This window comes from Burkholderia reimsis (assembly GCF_003294055.1).
Taxonomy (GTDB): Bacteria; Pseudomonadota; Gammaproteobacteria; order Burkholderiales; family Burkholderiaceae; genus Burkholderia; species Burkholderia cepacia.
In genome coordinates this window covers 26,754-44,686 of sequence record NZ_QMFZ01000013.1, presented here as the reverse complement: position 1 = coordinate 44,686, position 17,933 = coordinate 26,754, and the positions used below count along the sequence as shown (strand labels likewise).

Sequence of the window (17,933 nt, the reverse complement as noted above, 5' to 3'; positions counted from 1 at the left end):
GCGGGTAATCAGGCGGGGGTCAGCCACAGTGTCGCGAGCGGCGGAAGGCGCAGCAGTGCCGACCACGCCTCGCCGTGCGCGGGCACGGCCTCGGCCCACACGGCGCCGTCGTTGCCTGCGTTGGTGCCGCCGTATGGGGCGGCGTCGGTGTTCAGCAGTTCGCGCCACTGCCCGGGGGCGGGCAGGCCGATGCGGTAGGCCGCGCGCGGCACCGGCGTGAAGTTGCAGACGGCGACCACGAGGTGCCCGGCGTCGTCGCGGCGCGCGAACGCGAACACGCTGTTGTCGCGGTCGTCGCCGATCAGCCAGGAGAAGCCGGCCGCGTGGCAGTCGAGCGCATGCAGTGCCGGTTCCGCCGCATAGGTGCGGTTCAGGTCGCGCACGAGCCGTTGCACGCCGCGATGCGCGGGCGCGTCGAGCAGGTCCCAGTGCGGCGTCGCGTCGTGCGCGAACTCGGCCCATTGCGCGAATTCGCTGCCCATGAACAGCAGCTTCTTGCCGGGGTGCGCCCACATGAAGCCGAAGTACGCGCGCAGCGTCGCGAGCCGCTGCCATGCGTCGCCCGGCATCTTCGCGACGAGCGAGCCCTTGCCGTGCACGACCTCGTCGTGCGACAGCGGCAGCACGAAGCGCTCGGAGAACGCGTACACGAGCCCGAACGTCATCCGGTCGTGGTGATAGCGGCGGTGCACCGGGTCTTCGCGCAGGTACGCGAGCGTGTCGTGCATCCACCCCATGTTCCACTTGAAGTCGAAGCCGAGCCCGCCGTCGCCGGTCGGCGCGGTGACGCCCGGCCACGCGGTCGATTCCTCCGCGATGGTGACGACGCCGGCCGGCGCGGCCGCACCGTGCAGCGTGTCGTTCAGCATGCGCAGGAACGCGACCGATTCGAGGTTCTCGCGGCCGCCGTGCACGTTCGGCACCCATTCGCCTTCCTTGCGCGAATAGTCGCGGTACAGCATCGACGCGACCGCGTCGACGCGGATGCCGTCGACGTGATACCGGCGCGCCCACGCGAGTGCCGACGCGGCGAGGAACGCGCCGACTTCCGTACGGCCGACGTTGAACACGCAGGTGTGCCAGTCGGGATGCAGGCCTTCGCGCGGGTCGGCGTGCTCGTACAGCGCCGTGCCGTCGAACTGCGCAAGGCCATGCGGATCGTCGGGGAAATGCGCGGGCACCCAGTCGACGATCACGCCGATGCCGGCCGCATGCGCGCGGTCGACGAAGCGTGCGAAACCGTCGACCGGCCCGAAGCGCGCGGACGGCGCGAACTGCGCGAGCGGCTGGTAGCCCCACGACCCGCCGAACGGGTACTCGGCGATCGGCATGAACTCGACGTGCGTGAAGCCCATGCCCCGCGCGTACGGAATCAGCCGCTCGGCGAGTTCGTCCCACGTCGCGCTGCGGTTCATCTCGTCGGGCACGCGTTGCCACGATTCCGCGTGCACCTCGTAGATCGACCACGGCACGCGGTAGCGGTCGGCACGCGGCCGCGCGTGCATCCAGCCGTCGTCGTGCCACGCGAACGCGTCGAGCGCGGCGACGTCGGCGACAACCGACGCCGTGCGCGGCGGCGCCTCGGTCGCGCGCGCACAGGGGTCGGCCTTGTGCGGCAGCACGCGTCCGTCGGCCGCGCGCAGCTCGTACTTGTAGCACTCGCCCGCGCCGATGCCCGGCACGAACAGCTCCCACACGCCCGACGGCTGCCGCAGCCGCATCGGATGGCGGCGGCCGTCCCATGCGTTGAAATCGCCGACCACCGACACGCGCTGCGCGTTCGGCGCCCAGACCGCGAAGCGCACGCCGTCGGTGTCGTCGATGCGCAGGGGCGTCGCGCCGAGGCAGTCGAGCACCGCGGCCGGGTCGCCGGCCGACAGGCGCGCGAGCGTTGCGTCGTCGAGCAGCGTGCCGAACGCGTACGCATCGTCGATCACCTGCCGCGCGTCCGGCCAGTCGACCGCGAGCAGGTAGTGCGGGGCGCCGCCGTTGCGCGCGATCGTGCCCGCGAAGCAGCCGGCGCGATCGACGCAGGCGAGCGTGCCGAGTTCGTCGCCGTCGGGCGACAGCACGTGCACGCCGGTCGCGCCGGGCAGCAGCGCGCGTACGACGGTCCTGCCGGTCTGCCCGTGCGGGCCGAGGCACGCGAACGGATCGGGATGACGTCCGGCGAGCAGCGCGTCGATGTCGGATCGTTCGAACAGCGTATCGGTCATCGCGTGCCTCCGTCGTCGGATGCGCCGCCGTCGTCGAGCAGCCGTTCGACCAGCGCCGCGAGCCCGCCGACCGGCACGCCCAGCCAGTCGGGGCGGTTCGCCGCTTCGTAGCACAGCTCGTACGACGCCTTGTCGATCAGGAACAGCGCGAGCAGGCGGTCGGCGTAGCGCGGATCGACGAAGCGCGCGGGCGCGAGGTCGGCGGCCGCGCGATAGCAGTCGACGAAACGGTCGGCGGCGGCCTGCCCGAAGCGGTCGAACAGCGCACGCTTGCGGCCGGCCGCCTGCGGCGGCGCCTTCTCGATCGCGAACTGCGCGGTCGCGCTCACATACGACAGCGAGCGCAGCAGGCCCGCCACGTCGCGCAGCGGATGCGACTTCGCGCGGCGGCGCTCGAGCGGGCGCGCCGGCTCGCCTTCGAAGTCGATCAGCAGCGCGTCGCCCTGCACGTCGAGCACCTGCCCCAGATGGAAATCGCCGTGAATCCGCATGCATTGCGCGTCGAGCGTGCGCGGCACGAGTTCGCCGAGCGCCCGCACGGCCGCGTCGCGCGACGCGAGCAGCGTGTCGGCCGCCGCGCGCATCGCGGGATCGAGCGCATCGAGCCGCGTGTGCAGCACGTCGAGCGCGCGCTCGAACGACGCGATCGCGTCCGCGCACCAGCCGTCGACATGGCCGGGCGTCGCCCGCTCCGGCGCGAACGCGGGGTCGTCGGACGGCTGCGCGAGCGCGACGTGCAACTGGCCGAGCCGCGTGCCGATGATGCCCGCGAACGCCGCGTAGCCGAGCAGCGCTTCGGGTTCCTCGTCGGCGTCGTCGGTTTCGTCGTTGTCCGCGGCCGGCAGCGCGAGCTCGTCCACCGCGCGGCGCAGGAAGTCGAACGAGCGCGTCCACGCGTCGCCCTGGTTGTCCGCATAACGCTGCAGGATCGCGACCGTATGCGGCGTGCCGTCCGGGTCGACGTGCACGACTTCGCCCGCGAGCGTCGCGGTGTTCGGGTAGCCGATCCGCGTCAGGTAGCGGCTCATTTCCGCTTCCGGATGCACGCCGTGCGCGACCTTGCGCACCAGCTTCAGCACGATCGCGTCGCCGATCACGAGCGAGCTGTTGCTCTGCTCGGCCGCGAGCCAGCGCACTTCGGCGTCGTCGCCGGGGTCGAGCGCGGCGAGCGCGTCTTCCGGCAGGAACGCGAGGTGGCCGCCGTCGGAGGTCGGCACCACGGCGGCGTCGCGCAGCTTGCGCAGCATCCCGCGTGCGAACGCCGGCAGCGCGAACGCGTCGGTCAGGTAGCCGATCGTGTGGCCGCGCCGCACGCGCGCGAGCGCGAGCTGCGTGAACAGCGGCTGCGAGGTCTCGCCGCCCCATGCGGCCGCGAGCGGCACGACGTAGCGTTCGACGTCGCGCTGCGCGCCCGATTCGACCCAGGCCTCCGCATACTCGAACGGCTCGCCCGGCACCGGCGTGACGACGTTCAGCCGGGCCTCGCCGATCGTGCGGTCCTTCGACGCGAACCAGCGCCGCCGCGCGAGCCACGACGGCAGCGCATCGTGCGCGAGCGTGTGCAGCTGCTCGAGGTTCGGCCGCGCCTCGCCGCGCCGCATCACGAGCGTCACGTATTCGGGCAGCGCTTCCGCGTGCGGCTGCCGCCACGACGGCTCGCGGCCGTGTTCGGCGAGCACGAACCACAGGAAGCCGTACGGCGGGAAGGTGAGGAGATACGGGAGCTGGCCGATCGGCGGAAACGGGGAATCCGACGTCATCTCGATCGGTACGCGGCCCGCGAACCCGGACAGGTCGAGTTCGACGGCCTGCGACGCGCGCGACAGGTTCGCGACGCACAGCACCGGATCGTGGCCGTCCAGCTCGCGCAGGTACGCGAGCACCTTGCGGTTATCCGGGCGCAGGAAGCGGATCGTGCCGCGCCCGAACGCCTGCGACGCGCGGCGCGTCGCGAGGATGCGCCGCGTCCAGTTCAGCAGCGAATGCGGGTCGCGCGTCTGCGCCTCGACGTTGATCGCGTCATAGCCGTACAGCGAGCCCATCACCGGCGGCAAGACGAGCAGTTCGGGGTCGGCGCGCGAGAAGCCGCCGTTGCGGTCCGACGACCACTGCATCGGCGTGCGCACGCCGTCGCGGTCGCCGAGATGGATGTTGTCGCCCATCCCGAGTTCGTCGCCGTAATAGATCACCGGCGTGCCGGGCATCGACAGCAGCAGCGAGTTGATCAGCTCGATGCGGCGCCGGTCGCGTTCCATCAGCGGCGCGAGCCGGCGCCGGATGCCGAGGTTCAGCCGCGCGCGCCGGTCGCTCGCGTAGGTCTGCCACAGCAGGTCGCGCTCGGAGTCGGTGACCATCTCGAGCGTCAGTTCGTCGTGGTTGCGCAGGAACACGGCCCACTGGTTGCTCGGCGCGAGCGCCGGCGTCTGCCGCATGATGTCGACGATCGGGAAACGGTCCTCGCTCGCGATCGACATGTAGATGCGCGGCATCAGCGGGAAGTGGAACGCCATGTGGCATTCGTTCTCGTCGCCGAAATACTCCTGCACGTCCTCCGGCCACTGGTTCGCCTCGGCGAGCAGCATCCGGTTCGGGTACTCGGCGTCGATCGTCGCGCGGATCTGCTTCAGGATCGCGTGCGTCTCGGGCAGGTTCTCGTTGTTCGTGCCTTCGCGCTCGACCAGATACGGCACCGCGTCGAGCCGCAGCCCGTCGATGCCGAGGTCGAGCCAGAAACGCATCACCTGCAGCACCTCGCGCACGACGGCCGGGTTGTCGAAATTCAGGTCGGGCTGGTGCGAATAGAAGCGGTGCCAGTAGTACTGGCCGGCGAGCGGGTCGTGGGTCCAGTTCGACGTTTCCGTATCGAGGAAGATGATCCGCGTGCCCGCGTATTTCGTGTCGGTGTCGGACCACACGTAGTAGTCGCGGTGATTCGAGCCCGGTTTCGCGCGGCGCGCGCGCTGAAACCACGGATGCTGGTCCGACGTGTGGTTGATCACCAGCTCGGTGATCACGCGGATGCCGCGCGCATGGGCTTCGCGGATGAAGCGCCGCACATCGGCGAGCGTGCCGTAGTCGGGATGCACGTCGCGGTAGTCGGAGATGTCGTAGCCGTCGTCGCGGCGCGGCGACGGGTAGAACGGCAGCAGCCAGATCGTGTCGACGCCGAGTTCGGCGATGTAGTCGAGCTTCGCGATCAGGCCGGGGAAATCGCCGATGCCGTCGTTGTTCGAGTCGTAGAACGACTTCACGTGCACCTGGTAGATGATCGCGTCCTTGTACCACAGCGGATCGTCCGCACAGAGGGCCGGCGCGCGGCGGCGCGCGCGGCGCCGGCGCGGCGTGCCGGCCGGCTCGAGCGACGGGAACTGTGCGCGACGCACGTCGTCGAGGGAATCTTCGCGTTTCATCATCCATGGGCTCCCGAAATGGGCCGGGCGTCGCCCGGTTCGCGCGCCGCCGCCCGCGCGGCGCCTGGAGACGGCGTGAGCCGCCAGATCGCATACGGCCGCACGTGCGGATCGAGCGAGACGTACTGGCGGTGCCCGCGCCAGGTTTCCGCGTGCGTGGCGTCCTGTTCGAGCGCGTCGAGCGGTTCGCCGTCGACGAGCCCGAAACCGCGCCACAGCGATGCGTCGAGCGTGAAGTTCGCGACCTGCGGATGCCACGGGTCGGTGCTGATCGCGACGGCGACCACGCTGTCGAACGCCGGCGTCGCCTTCACGAACACGAGCACCGCGTCGTTGTCCGCGTCGGCGAACGTGATGCCGAGGTGCGTCTGCAGGGCCGGGTGAGCGCGTCGCGCGCGGTTCAGCCGCGCGATCTCGGCGCCGATGTGCGCGGCGCGGCGCCAGTCGCGCGCGCGCAGCTCGTACTTCTCCGCGTCCGCGTATTCCTCGCTGTCCGGCAGCGGCGCCGATTCGCCGAGCTCGAAACCCGAGTACATGCCCCACGATCCGGCCAGCGTCGCCGCGAGCGCCGCGCGGATCACGAACTGCGTGCGCGGCGCGTTCTGCAGGTGGCGCGGGTTGATGTCGGGCGTGTTGACGAAGAAGTTCGGGCGGAAGAACTCGCGCGCGGGGCCGGCCGTCAGCTCGGTCAGGTAGTCGATGAATTCGCGCTTCGATTCGCGCCACGTGAAGTACGTGTACGACTGCGAGAAGCCGACTTTCGCGAGGCGATACATCATCCCCGGCCGCGTGAACGCCTCGGACAGGAACACGACGTCCGGATGCCGGCCGCGCACGTCGTCGATCATCCACGCCCAGAACGGCAGCGGCTTCGTGTGCGGGTTGTCGACGCGGAAGATCCGCACGCCCGCGTCGACCCAGAACAGTATTGCGTCGCGCAGCGCGAGCCACAGGTCGGGCAACGCATCGGGCGCGTAGAAATCGGGGTTCACGATGTCCTGGTAGCGCTTCGGCGGATTCTCCGCGAAGCGCAGCGAACCGTCGGGCCGCCACGCGAACCAGCCCGGATGCGCGGCGAGCCACGGATGGTCGGGCGAGCACTGGATCGCGAAATCGAGCGCGATCTCGAGCCCGTGACCGCGCGCGGCGTCGACCAGCGCGCGGAACGATTCGAGCGTGCCGAGCTGCGGATGCACGGCCGTGTGGCCGCCGTCCGGCGAGCCGATCGCATACGGGCTGCCGACGTCGTCGGGGCCGGCCGTCAGGCTGTTGTTGCGCCCCTTGCGCGCGGTCGTGCCGATCGGGTGGATCGGCGGGAAATACAGCACGTCGAAACCCATGTCGCGGATGCGCGGCAGGTGCGCGATCACGTCGTCGAACGTGCCGTGCCGGTCCGGATCGTCGCTCGCCGAGCGCGGAAACATCTCGTACCAGCTCGAGAAGCGCGCCGCGCGGCGCTCGACGTCGACCGGGAAGGGCGTCGTATGCGTGACGAACGGACGGTAGCGCAGCGCCGCGAACGCATCGGCGAGCGGCGCCGCGCCGAGTTGCGCGAGCCGCGCGTCTGCCGGCGCGTCCTTGAACCCGGCGGCCAGCTGTTCCATCCGCGTGAGCGCGCGCGCATCGAGCGGATCGGCGAGCCTGAGCGCGGTCGCGAGCAGCAGCTGCGCTTCGCGCAGTTCGAGCGTCACGTCCTGACCGGCCGCGTTTTTCTTTGCGACATCGTCGACGAGCGACGCCCAGTCGTCGCGCCATGCGATCACGCGAAACTCGTGGCGGCCGAGCCGGTCGAGCGTGACGCGTGCGTGCCAGCCGTCGTTCGGTTCGGCTTCGAACGGGATTTCGCGCCAGTCGTCGTCGCAGGCGGCGCGCCACTGCAGCGCGGCCGCGAGATGCGCGTGTCCGTCGGTGAAGATCGATGCATGGACGACGAGCGTCTCGCCGATCACGCGCTTGACCGCGAAGCGACCGCCGTCGACCGACGGCTCGACGCGCTCGATCGCGATCCGGTCGGCCGCGAGCGCGGCGGACAACGCGCCGCGCTCGCTCGCGGCGTCGGCGCGTGTCGTGGCGGGCGGTGCGGGCCACGCATGCAGCAGCGCGTAGGCGCCGGGTTCGAGCGTGAACGGTTCCAGCGCGGCCGGCGGGGTGGCTCGCGTACCGTCGTGCGTGACGACGCGCGTGAATCCGCCCGGCACGCCGGGCAGGATCGTCGCGGGGTCGACCGTTGCCGCCGCGTCGAGATCGGGATTCACGGCGATCAGCAGCGCGGCTTCGTCGTGTTCGAGCGACGGCCCGATGCCGCGCAGCAGCGTGGTCGCCGCCGCGCCGGGCGCGCTCAGCTGCACGATTTCGCCGCGCGCGGCCGCGACGGGCGTGGCGCGGCGCCACGCGTTCGCATCGGCGATCGCGCCCGACAGGTCGAAGCGCGCCCGCTCGAACGCGGCGCGGTAGCGTGCCGCATCGGCGTCGCGCGCCATCAGCGGCACCGTGACGCCGCGTTCGAAGCCCATCGGCACGAGCCAGCCGGTGCCGACGGCCGCGGCCGTCCACAGCGCGCGGCGATAGGCGCGGGCGACGGTGTCGTCCGGCGCGTCGGGCCAGTCGTCGGCGAGGCGCGCGCCGTCGAATGCGTCGGGAAACGCGATCGGCGAGCCGATGCGCCGCAGCAGCCGGTGTTCGTCGACGAACCACGGTGCGCGCAGGTCCCACCAGCGTACCGATGAAAACACCGCGTCGAATCCGGTGCCTTCGAGCTGCGCGAGTGCGTCCCGCGCATGGCCGGGCACGCCCGCGAGCACCGCGACGTCCGGGCGCTCCCGGCGCAGCGCCGCGCGCCAGCCGGGCCACCAGTCGGCCGGCAGGTGATGCGGCGCGTCGACCAGGAAGCCGGCGGCACCCGCATCGGCGAATGCGCCGAGGTGCGCGCACCACCAGGCTGCCAGCGCGTCGCGCACCGCGTCGCTCCCGAGGTTCGCGTGGGCGAGGTCCAGCGCGTGCGCGGTGCCACGCGGATCGATCAGCGCGTCGTCGTGCGTGCGCTCGACGTACCAGTCCGGATGTTCGGCGCGCAGCGGGTTGTCGCGCGCGATGCGGTCGGGCACGACTTCGAGCAGCAGGCGCAGCCCGTGGCCCTGGGCGAGTTGGGCGAGCCGCGAGAAGGTTTCGAGTGCGCTCGCACGTGTCGCGAACGATTGGGCCGGACGCCGGAAATCGGCCACGTGACGCGGAAAGCCGGCGACGCTCGCGGCCCAGAAGCCGCCGACCAGCACGTGATCGAAGCCCATGCCCGCGATATGCGCGAATGTCTGCGGCCATGCGTCGAGCGGCCCGACGAGGCGGGCGTCGCAGAAATAGAGGTGCGGGGCGAAGGTCGGCGTGGAGTCCATGGCGTGGCGCGGAGCGGGTGGCGGCAGTCGATAACGCCGGTGTGCCGCAACGCGCGTGCCCGCCGGGCGGTGTCCCGCCGGGCAAGGCGTGTGCAGGAAGCCGGCCGGTGCCGGGACTGTCGTTTTTACATGAACGCCGGGTACATGCATGCACTTACATGCGCGGTATCGAGCGGATATCCGTGCTGTCGCCGGTGCCGCGATCGTCGTCCGCGTCGGGCAGCGGCACGCCGGGGTCGTAGCGCACCACGGCGCCGTGTTCGATCCGGTGCGCGAACGGCGGCGGCGGGTCGATCTCGTCGCCGAAGCGCGCGCGCACGAACGCGCGCAGCAGCGCCACGCGTGCATCGCGGGCGTGCGCGCCGCAGGTCGACGGGCCGTCGGCGAAGGTGGCGTCGCATTCGACGTCGTCGCCGTGGCGGGTGATCCGCAGATCGTCGACGCGGTCGAGCACCGCGCCGGCGTCGGCCCACGATGTCGATGGCGTGAACGGGGCATCCAGGTGCCGGAACGCGTCGCAGGCGGCCGTCACGACGACGGTCGGCGTCACGGCGGTGAAGCGCAGCGTGTCTTCGTCGTCCGCGCAGAGCGCGCGGGCGCACCAGTAGTCGAGTGCCTGTCCGTCGAGGGCGTCGGTTCGCATGGGTGAGCTCCATCCGGTCGAAACCGGCTCACCGCGCAAGCGACGTGCCCGTCGCGGGCGTCGCGCGTATGCGGGCGATCAGTGGATAGATCGTGGTCGAATGCGTGCCGCGACGCACGGCCACGTCGACCAGCAGTTCGCCCGGATCGACCCGGATCCGGGCCAGCGAGAACACCGGGCACACGGTCGGGAACGTGCGCGGCGCCGTCGGCCGTCGCGTCGGCGCGTGTCGCGTGATCCCGAACGATCATCGCGCGTCGACGTCCCGGTCGCCGTCGATATGCTGCAGCAGCGCGTCGCAGCGTGCGCGCAGCGCCTGCAGTTCCGGCGAATCCGCGTCGAGCCGCACGCGTTCGCCGCTGGCCGGATCGCCGTGCGCGACCGCGATGTCGTAGATGCCTTGCGCGATCGTCGTCGATGCGTCCGCGATCTTGATCCGCTCGAGCCATCCGCATTCGGCGCGATGGCTCGCAAGCCATGCGCGCTGCGCGCCCACGAGCTGGCGGATCGGGAGCCATGCGCCTGACCGCATGCGCGCGGCGAGCTGGCACGACACGAGATGGGAGAGCAGGTCGGTGCGGGTCACGCGAAGCTCCTTGACGCGGTATCGGGTTGACAGGTCCGTACACAGGCGATGCTTTGCAGCGTTTCGCAGATGGCGGCAAATTCCGGTCCGCTGGTGCGCGAGAACGAAACCGAAATGTCGTCGGTGTCGGGATCGTCGTCCGACTGCTGGACGATGTACCGCTTCACGCGCACCCGGCCGAGGCCGAGCGCTTCGTGCAGCGTGCCGAGCGTCAGGCCGCCGCGTTCGGCCACGAGCCGCAGCGTGCGTTGCTGGCGCTGCGCGATGAAGCGGCGCTCGAGCGGTTTCACGCCCGCGAGGATCGCGAGCACGATCGCCGTCGCGCCGATCGACGCCATGTACATGCCGCCGCCCGTGGCAAGGCCGACACCGGCCACGGCCCACAGGCTCGCGGCGGTCGTCAGCCCGCGCACGTCTTCGAAGCCGAACGTCGACACCAGCATCACGAGGGCGGAGCCCACGCATACGAGCATGTGCGTGCGCAGCCCGGCGGCCCAGTTCAGGCGTTCGCGTTCGAGCCCTATCACGCTGCCGAGCAGCGCGGCCAGCAGCAGGCGTCCGAGAAGTTCGAGGTGGCCGATCATGATGGGAAATCCTTGCGGCCCGCGCGAGGCGGCCCGGAACGGTCAAGACTGTCGATACGGTCGATACGTAACGGGACGCAAGCCGCGTGCCGGCCGGGCACGGCGCGTGCGCACGAGGTTCGCCGCGCGCGCGGTGGTCACGCGGCGCGCATTTTTTGCATCGGAATCGCAGATAAGGACAGGAGGCCACCATGCAACATCAACAGGACGCACAGGTTCGCGACCCGTATCGCGGCCACGAAATCCTCGTCTGGGCCCGGCGCGACGAACGCGGCGCGTGGCGCGACGAGGTGCAGGTGTATGTCGGCGGCGCGCGCATCGAGCTGATCGTGCCGGAGCCGCCCGGCCCTGAATGGCTGACCGAGGTCGACGCGCTGCGCGCGGGCGTCGAGCGGGGTCGGTACCTGATCGACAAGCGGGTGGACGACGATTGAGCCGCTCGGCGGCCGCGTGGCGTTACGGCGCGGCGTCGCCGGCCGTTCGTGGCCGGCGAAACCGACGGCGATCCCGCGCAGGGGTGCCGTCGGCGAGGCGGGCGGTTCAGGGCCGCGCGGCGATCTCGTCGAGATGCCACAGCAGATCGGCCGGATCGTCGTACACGCGCAGCGCGCCCGCGCGTTCCAGCTCGTCGCTGCCGTAACCGCCCGACAGCAGCCCGACGCCGAGCGAGCGGCAGCGGCTCGCGGCGAGCATGTCCCAGATGCTGTCGCCGACCACGACCGTGTGCTCGATCGGCACGTTCAGCTGCGCGGCGGCCGTCAGGAACAGGTCGGGGTCGGGCTTCGCGTACTTGACCTGGTCGCGCGTGACCACGACCTGCTTCGCCGGATCGACGCCGAGCGCCTCGAGATTGATGGCCGCCGTTTCCATTCGTCCGCTGGTCGCGATCGCCCAGCGGATGCCCGCCGCCGACAGCGCGGCCAGCAATTCGCGCGCGCCGGGCAGCGGCCGGACCTGCGCGCGCAGCCGCTGGTACGCGGCCGCATGCAGGCGGGCAAGGCGCTCGACGCGTTCGGCGTCGAGGTTGCCCGACGTCTCCCGCAGCAGCTGATTCAGGAACAGGCCGCCGCTCATGCCGATCTTGCGGTGGATGCGCCACACCGACAGTTCGATGCCTTCGGCATCGAGCGCCTCCTTCCACGCGAGCACGTGCTGATAGACACTGTCGACGAGCGTGCCGTCGAGATCGAACAGAAATGACGTTTCAATGCGCATGTGAATCTCCTGGCTCGCCGGAGGCGAGCGAACAAGGGGCGAGCGAACGGGGCGCGAAAGCGTGCCGCACATTATCGGCGCAAGGCCATGTCATGACCATGTCCCGCGGCCGCCCCGCGCCGCGCCGTGTCAGGCGCCGCTGGTACAATCGCGGCGATACGCCAGGCCGCGATTTCCGCGCCGCACGCGCCCCAACCCTCGTCGATCCCAGGTATGGCAACACCGGACGCCTTCAGTTCCGAGCACTCATGGTGGGGCGTACTGGCCCTGGCCCTGACCGCCTTCATCTTCAATACCACCGAATTCGTACCGGTTGCGCTGCTCGGCTCGATCGGCGACAGCCTTCACATGCAGCCCACCGACGTCGGGCTGATGCTGACGATTTACGCATGGACCGTCGCCGTCGTGTCGTTGCCGCTGACGCTGCTCACGCGCCACGTCGAGCGGCGCAAGCTGCTGTCCTGCGCGTTGCTGGTGTTCATCGGCAGCCACGTCGTCACCGGCGTTGCGTGGAATTTCACGGTGCTGATGATCGGCCGGCTCGGCATCGCCTGCGCGCACGCGGTGTTCTGGTCGATTTCCGTTCCGCTGGCCGTGCGGATCGCGCCGCCCGACCGGAAAAGCCGCGCGCTCGGCATGCTCGCAATGGGCACGTCGATCGCGATGGTCGCCGGCATTCCGCTCGGACGCGTGATCGGTGAGACATTCGGCTGGCGTGTCACGTTCCTGATCGTCGCGGGCGCGGCGGGTATCGCGTTGCTGCTGCTGCGCGCGACGTTGCCTGCGCTGCCGAGCCAGGGCGCGGGGTCGCTCAGCAGCGTCGGCGTGTTTCTGCGCAAACCGGCGCTGGTCGCGTTGTACGCGATTACGGTGCTGGTCGTGTCCGCGCATTTCACGTCGTACACGTACATCGAGCCGTTCGTTCAAAGCGTCAATCACGCGAGCAGCAGCCGGATTACCTACGTGCTGATCCTGTTCGGTGTCGCCGGGATGCCGGCCGCAATCTGCTTCAACCGCATTTTCCCGCGCCGGCCGGACGACTTTCTGCTGGCTTCGATCGTCGCGCTGTCGGGATGCCTGCTGATCCTGTTCCCGTGCGCGCTGAACATCGTGACGCTGTCCGTACATACGCTGGTATGGGGCGGCGCGATCGTCTGTTTCGGCCTGGCGATGCAGGCGTGGGTGCTGAAACTGGCACCGGAGGGGACCGATCTTGCGGTATCGATCTTCTCCGGGCTGTACAACGTCGGGATCGGCGCGGGCGCGCTTCTCGGCAACCATATCGCCGGCGATTTCGGGCTGCCGTGGATCGGCACCTTCGGCGGCGTGGTCGGTGCGTGCGCGGTCGGGATCGCGTGGCTCGCGCTACGGCTTCACGCGAAGCGGGAGGAGGCAGCCGCGGCGCCGTGAAGCCGCGCCACGGATCGCGCCTGGCATCTCACGCCACCGAATAGCCGCCGTCGGCCACGAGCGCATGCCCCGACACATAGCTGGAATCGTCCGATGCGAGGAACGCGACGATCGTCGCCATCTCCTCGGCCGAGCCCCACCGTCCTGCCGGCGTCGATGCGGCAAATGCCTGTTGCGCGTCGTCCGACGGCCAGATGCCGCGGTGATGGAACGGCGTTTCGATCAGCCCCGGGCACAGTGCATTGACGCGCACGCCGTGCTTGAACCACTCGATCGACGCCGTCTTCGTCATCCCGATCACCGCGTGCTTGCTCGCGATATAGACCGACGCATTCTCGAATCCGATCAGCCCGCCCATCGACGCATTGTTGATGATGCTGCCCGACCCCTGGCGCAGCATGATCTCGGCCGCGTACTTCATCGAGTTGAAGACGCCGCGCACGTTCGGCTCGAACACCTTGTCGAAACGCTCGGCATTCTGCTCGAGCAGCGGCGCGAATACGCCTTCCGTGCCGGCATTGTTGAACGCGATGTCGAGGCGATCGTAGGTCGCTACCGTGAAATCGAAGAGCTTGCGCAGATCGTCTTCGTTCGCGACGTCGGCGGCAAATGCGCGGGCGTCGCCGCCGGCCGTCACGATCTCGTCGACCAGTCGATCGAGTTCGGCCTTGCGCCGGGCGCTGACGACGACCTTCGCGCCGCGTCGCGCGAGTTCGATCGCCGACGCACGGCCGATGCCGGAACTGGCGCCCGTCACCACGGCGACGCGGTTTGCGAGTGGGGCGGTTTGCGTGCTTGCGTTCATGATGTGTTGCTCCTGAGGGGTTGATCATCCACGTCAATGCGACGTCTGGTGCTCATTGTGGTCGTTCGGTTGCCGCAATAAAATGGAACAATCTCGCATTCAGAATTCCGGATTTCGGAATTAAACGCGTCGCTCAGGGAACGTCAGAAGGGTTCGCCATGCTCAATCGACTCGATCTCCTCAAGATTTTTGCAGCGGCGGCCGCGGCACCCACGTTCCGCGAGGCGGCGGCGCGTCTCGGCGTGTCGCCGCAGGTCGTGACGCGCGCGGTGCGCGAGCTGGAGGAGATGCTCGGCGAAACGCTGTTTCACCGGACGACCCGCAGCATCCGGATCACCGCGTTCGGGCAGTCGTTCGCGCGCGACGCGAAGGCGGCGCTGTCTACCGTCGACGGGCTGTTCGGGCCGGCGGCCGGGCAGGCCGACGAACCGGCCGGTATCGTCAGGGTCACGGCGCCGTCAGGCATGGGGCGTCGTTACGTCCAGCCGATCCTGATCGACCTGATGCAGCGGTATCCGGACCTCGTGCCCGACCTGCGGCTGTCGGATGCGCCGTCGCCGGTGGTCGACGAGCAGATCGACATCGGCGTGCGTGTCGGCGCAATCGGCGACAACCGCTTCGTCGCACGCATGGTCGGGCCGTTGCCGATGTGGGTCGTGGGGGCACCGTCGCTGATCATGCGGCTGGGCGAGCCGAAAAGCCGCAAGGAACTCGCGGCGATGCCGGTGACCTGCCTGATCGACCGCGCGAACGGACGGCCGTGGCCATGGGTGTTTCGCGGCGAGCAGCAATTCGTTCCGTCATCGCCGGCCTATCTGACGGACGACACCCAAGTGGAGATCGAGGCCGTGTGCGCGGGGATCGGGTTCGGTCAGTGCTCGGAGTACCTGGTCAGGCCGCACGTCCAGAAGGGGCGCCTGGTGCGCCTGTTGCCGAGCATCGAACCCGAGCCGTGGAAACTGCACGTGTATCGGCCGCGGCGCGGCCCGATGCCGCGGCGTATCCGGGTGGTGTACGACGAGCTGGTGGCGAAGCTCGCGCACGCAACGTCGCGCGCGTAGGCGATGCGTCCGCATGGTCCGGCAGCCCGCCCGCTCATGGCGGGGGCAACACGCCTGTCCGGTTTCGCGTCAAACCGGCAACAACGATCCGAATTGTTTCCGTCCAGTCGATCGAGTTTCCAAAGATTGGGTTTTTGCGGTCATTTGCTCAAACCATTGGCGACAAGGCGACGGGCGACCGGAAAACCGCCATCTCCCAATATGTGGCCGCGTGCCGCAAAGATTGAAACGGGGAAACGAACGTCATTAATCTGCGTACGCGCACAAGGCTGATCGACGTGCGTCGTTCACAACAATCGGGAGACGAAGATGCAGCGCACAAATCATTTAGGAATATTGATGATATGCCTTGCGGCGGCAGCGATCGGCCTGTCCGCATGCGGAGGCGACGATGTCGGTTCGTCGCCGGGAACGAGCACGTCGGCGACGGGAACGGGAGCGACCTCGACGACGGGCGGCAGCACGACCACGACGGACACGTCGCCGACTGCACTGCAGCAGATCGCGGTGAATCCGCCGCCGATGGGCTGGTCGTCATGGAACAGCCTCGAAGAAAACGTCAGCTTCGATACGATCAAGGCGCAGGCGGACGGGCTGGCTGCGCTGAATGCGAACCTCGCGACGGGCAACAAGTACCAGTACGTGAATATCGACGAAGGCTGGTGGACCTCGAGAAAGCGCGACGCGAACGGTAATTTCATCCTCAACGTCGACATGAACGGCAATCCCACCAACCAGTGGCCGGGCGGGATGAAGGCGATGGCCGACTACATTCACGGCAAGGGATTGAAGGCCGGCATCTATATCGATTCCGGGCCGCAGGGCTGCGGCAACACGAACGGCACGCATTTCGTCGGCAGCGATTATGCGCACTACGATCACGATTTCCTGCAGTTCGCGCAATGGGGCTATGACTTCGTCAAGGTCGACTGGTGCGGCGGCCGTGCGGCCGGATACGATCCGCAGCAAGCCTATACGGCGATCTCGCAGGCGATCCAGAAAGCCTATGTCGCCACCGGCAAGCGGCTGGTGCTGAACATGTGCGACTGGGGCACGCTCGGCCAAAGCGGCTATCCCGATTACAACCTCGGGCCGTGGGACTGGGGCGCGGGCATCGCGATGTCATGGCGCACGACGGGCGACATCTACGGGCCGGGGAGCGGTGTGCCGAAGTTCGGCTCGGTGCTCGGCAACTTCAACGGCAACTATCACCCCGAAGGCCAGCACACCGGTTATTACAACGATCCGGACATGATGGTGGCCGGCATGGGCATGACGGCGGCGAACGATCTTGCGCACGTGAACCTGTGGGCCATCGCCGGCGCGCCGATGATACTCGGCAACGACCTGTCGAAGTCGCTGTCGAGCGAGACGGTGAGCCTGCTGACCAATCCCGAGCTGATCGCGATCGACCAGGACATGCTGGGCCTGCAGGGCTTGAAGGTCGCCGACGCCAACGGGCAGCAGGTGTGGGCGAAGCTGCTGGCCGGCGCAGGCAAACGCGCGGTTCTGCTGTTCAACAACGGTACGGCGGCAAGCGACATGACGGTCACGTGGCAGCAACTGGGTTTCGCCGCAGGCACCTCGGCCGTCGTCCGCGACGTCTGGGCGCACAAGGATCTCGGTGCGGCCACCGGTTCCTACACGGTCGCGAGTGTGCCGGCCGGCGGCACGGTGATGCTCGTGCTGAGCGGCACGGATCTGCCGTCGACCACCTACCTGCCGGGCACCCTGTCGGGCGGCGCGACCGTTGCGGACTGCGCGGCGTGTGCAAGCGGCAGGAAGGTGACGGGGCTGGGTGCGGTGACGTTCAATGACGTGAGCTCGCAAACGGCGGGCGGTTATGTGCAGATTGCGTACCTGAACACCGGGACGGAAACCGTCGAGGCACGGCTCGGTGCGAACGGCGGCAACGGCACGACACTCGCGTTTCCGCCCACGGGCAAGGCCGTCGGCACGGTGACGGTCTTCGTCGACCTGCAGTCCGGGCAGAACACGTTGACGTTGTCGAGCCTCGGTGGCACGACGGCGGCCCCCGACGTCACGTCGATCGCCGTGGTGGCCGGCCCCGTGAAGGTTCCGCCGCCGCCGCCGCTGGCCTACGAGGCCGAGGCGGCCGGCAACACGCTCGGCGGTGCGGCACGCGTGTCGTCATGCGGCGCGTGCTCGGGCGGGCAGGACGTCGGTTATGTCGGCAATGGTGACGGGACCAGCAACGGCACGCTGACGATCAACGGCATCTCGGTGGCGGCGGACGGCACCTATAGCGTCGCGATCGCCTACGTGAACGGCGATTCGGCGCCGCGCAGCGCGCAGCTCAGCTTCGACGGCGCGGCCCCCGTGTCCGTGTCGTTCCCGTCGACAGGCGGATGGGGGAACGTGTCGACGCTGACGGTAACGGGCGCGTTCCGGCAGGGCAGCGCCAACACGCTGAAGTTCGCCAATCCGACGGGCTGGGCACCCGATATCGACGGCATCGGCGCGCCGGCCAAGCAATGACGAGCGCGTGGCGCGGCTTCCCGGTCGAGGGCGGTCGCGCCATGCATCGACGGGCACGTTGCAAGCCGACATATTGCGGCATCATCATGGTGCCGCCGCACCCGCACGCGGTGCC

Annotated in this window: 12 protein-coding genes and 1 pseudogene; 4 read left to right on the top strand and 9 right to left on the bottom strand. The window is 69.3% G+C overall.

The window, feature by feature from the left end:
* Window positions 1-8: 8 nt before the first annotated feature.
* From glgB to DPV79_RS16810, 7 genes and pseudogenes are all read right to left on the bottom strand, one after another.
* A complete protein-coding gene (gene glgB, locus DPV79_RS16840) occupies window positions 9-2,216 on the bottom strand; it encodes a 1,4-alpha-glucan branching protein GlgB (protein WP_113045979.1) in 2,208 nt (735 codons plus the stop codon).
* Window positions 2,213-5,626 (bottom strand): maltose alpha-D-glucosyltransferase, encoded by a 3,414-nt coding sequence (gene treS / locus DPV79_RS16835; RefSeq protein WP_113046052.1) that lies wholly within the window; start codon window positions 5,624-5,626, stop codon window positions 2,213-2,215. Before treS ends, glgB begins: the two co-directional genes overlap by 4 nt.
* The gene (locus DPV79_RS16830; protein ID WP_113045978.1) at window positions 5,626-9,015 is read right to left on the bottom strand and encodes a maltotransferase domain-containing protein; all 3,390 of its coding nucleotides are present in this window, start codon (window positions 9,013-9,015) and stop codon (window positions 5,626-5,628) included. The genes treS and DPV79_RS16830 overlap by 1 nt, the downstream gene beginning before the upstream one ends.
* Before the next feature lie 154 nt (window positions 9,016-9,169).
* Entirely contained in the window at window positions 9,170-9,658 is a 489-nt protein-coding gene (locus DPV79_RS16825; protein ID WP_021161540.1) for a phage protein NinX family protein, read from the bottom strand.
* Between the two features lie 28 nt (window positions 9,659-9,686).
* Window positions 9,687-9,875 (bottom strand): annotated as a pseudogene (locus tag DPV79_RS43870) (endonuclease/exonuclease/phosphatase family protein); the annotation flags it as partial.
* 30 nt (window positions 9,876-9,905) lie between these two features.
* The gene (locus tag DPV79_RS16815) at window positions 9,906-10,244 is read right to left on the bottom strand and encodes a hypothetical protein (RefSeq protein WP_059648549.1); all 339 of its coding nucleotides are present in this window, start codon (window positions 10,242-10,244) and stop codon (window positions 9,906-9,908) included.
* Window positions 10,241-10,828, bottom strand: coding sequence for an MgtC/SapB family protein (locus tag DPV79_RS16810; RefSeq protein WP_113045977.1), 588 nt, complete (start codon window positions 10,826-10,828; stop codon window positions 10,241-10,243). Before DPV79_RS16810 ends, DPV79_RS16815 begins: the two co-directional genes overlap by 4 nt.
* A gap of 191 nt (window positions 10,829-11,019) precedes the next feature.
* Here DPV79_RS16810 and DPV79_RS16805 point away from each other — a divergent pair, with 191 nt between their 5' ends.
* Complete coding sequence (locus tag DPV79_RS16805; protein ID WP_113045976.1) at window positions 11,020-11,262, top strand: DUF6566 family protein; 243 nt, start codon at window positions 11,020-11,022, stop codon at window positions 11,260-11,262.
* A gap of 106 nt (window positions 11,263-11,368) precedes the next feature.
* On the opposite strand, the gene DPV79_RS16800 is transcribed toward DPV79_RS16805, so the two are convergent.
* Window positions 11,369-12,043 carry an HAD family hydrolase gene (locus DPV79_RS16800; RefSeq protein WP_059687748.1) on the bottom strand — a complete coding sequence of 225 codons (675 nt, stop codon included), beginning with the start codon at window positions 12,041-12,043 and terminating at the stop codon, window positions 11,369-11,371.
* Between the two features lie 213 nt (window positions 12,044-12,256).
* On the opposite strand from DPV79_RS16800, the gene DPV79_RS16795 reads away from it, so the two are divergent.
* Window positions 12,257-13,453, top strand: coding sequence for a sugar transporter (locus DPV79_RS16795; protein ID WP_060125381.1), 1,197 nt, complete (start codon window positions 12,257-12,259; stop codon window positions 13,451-13,453).
* Between the two features lie 28 nt (window positions 13,454-13,481).
* On the opposite strand, the gene DPV79_RS16790 is transcribed toward DPV79_RS16795, so the two are convergent.
* Window positions 13,482-14,258, bottom strand: coding sequence for an SDR family NAD(P)-dependent oxidoreductase (locus DPV79_RS16790; RefSeq protein WP_021161532.1), 777 nt, complete (start codon window positions 14,256-14,258; stop codon window positions 13,482-13,484).
* Between the two features lie 158 nt (window positions 14,259-14,416).
* Between DPV79_RS16790 and DPV79_RS16785 the strand changes: the two genes are divergently transcribed.
* Both DPV79_RS16785 and DPV79_RS16780 read left to right on the top strand, forming a co-directional pair.
* Complete coding sequence (locus DPV79_RS16785) at window positions 14,417-15,319, top strand: LysR family transcriptional regulator (protein ID WP_113045975.1); 903 nt, start codon at window positions 14,417-14,419, stop codon at window positions 15,317-15,319.
* 339 nt (window positions 15,320-15,658) lie between these two features.
* Entirely contained in the window at window positions 15,659-17,818 is a 2,160-nt protein-coding gene (locus DPV79_RS16780; RefSeq protein ID WP_244321768.1) for an alpha-galactosidase D, read from the top strand.
* Window positions 17,819-17,933: the final 115 nt, after the last annotated feature.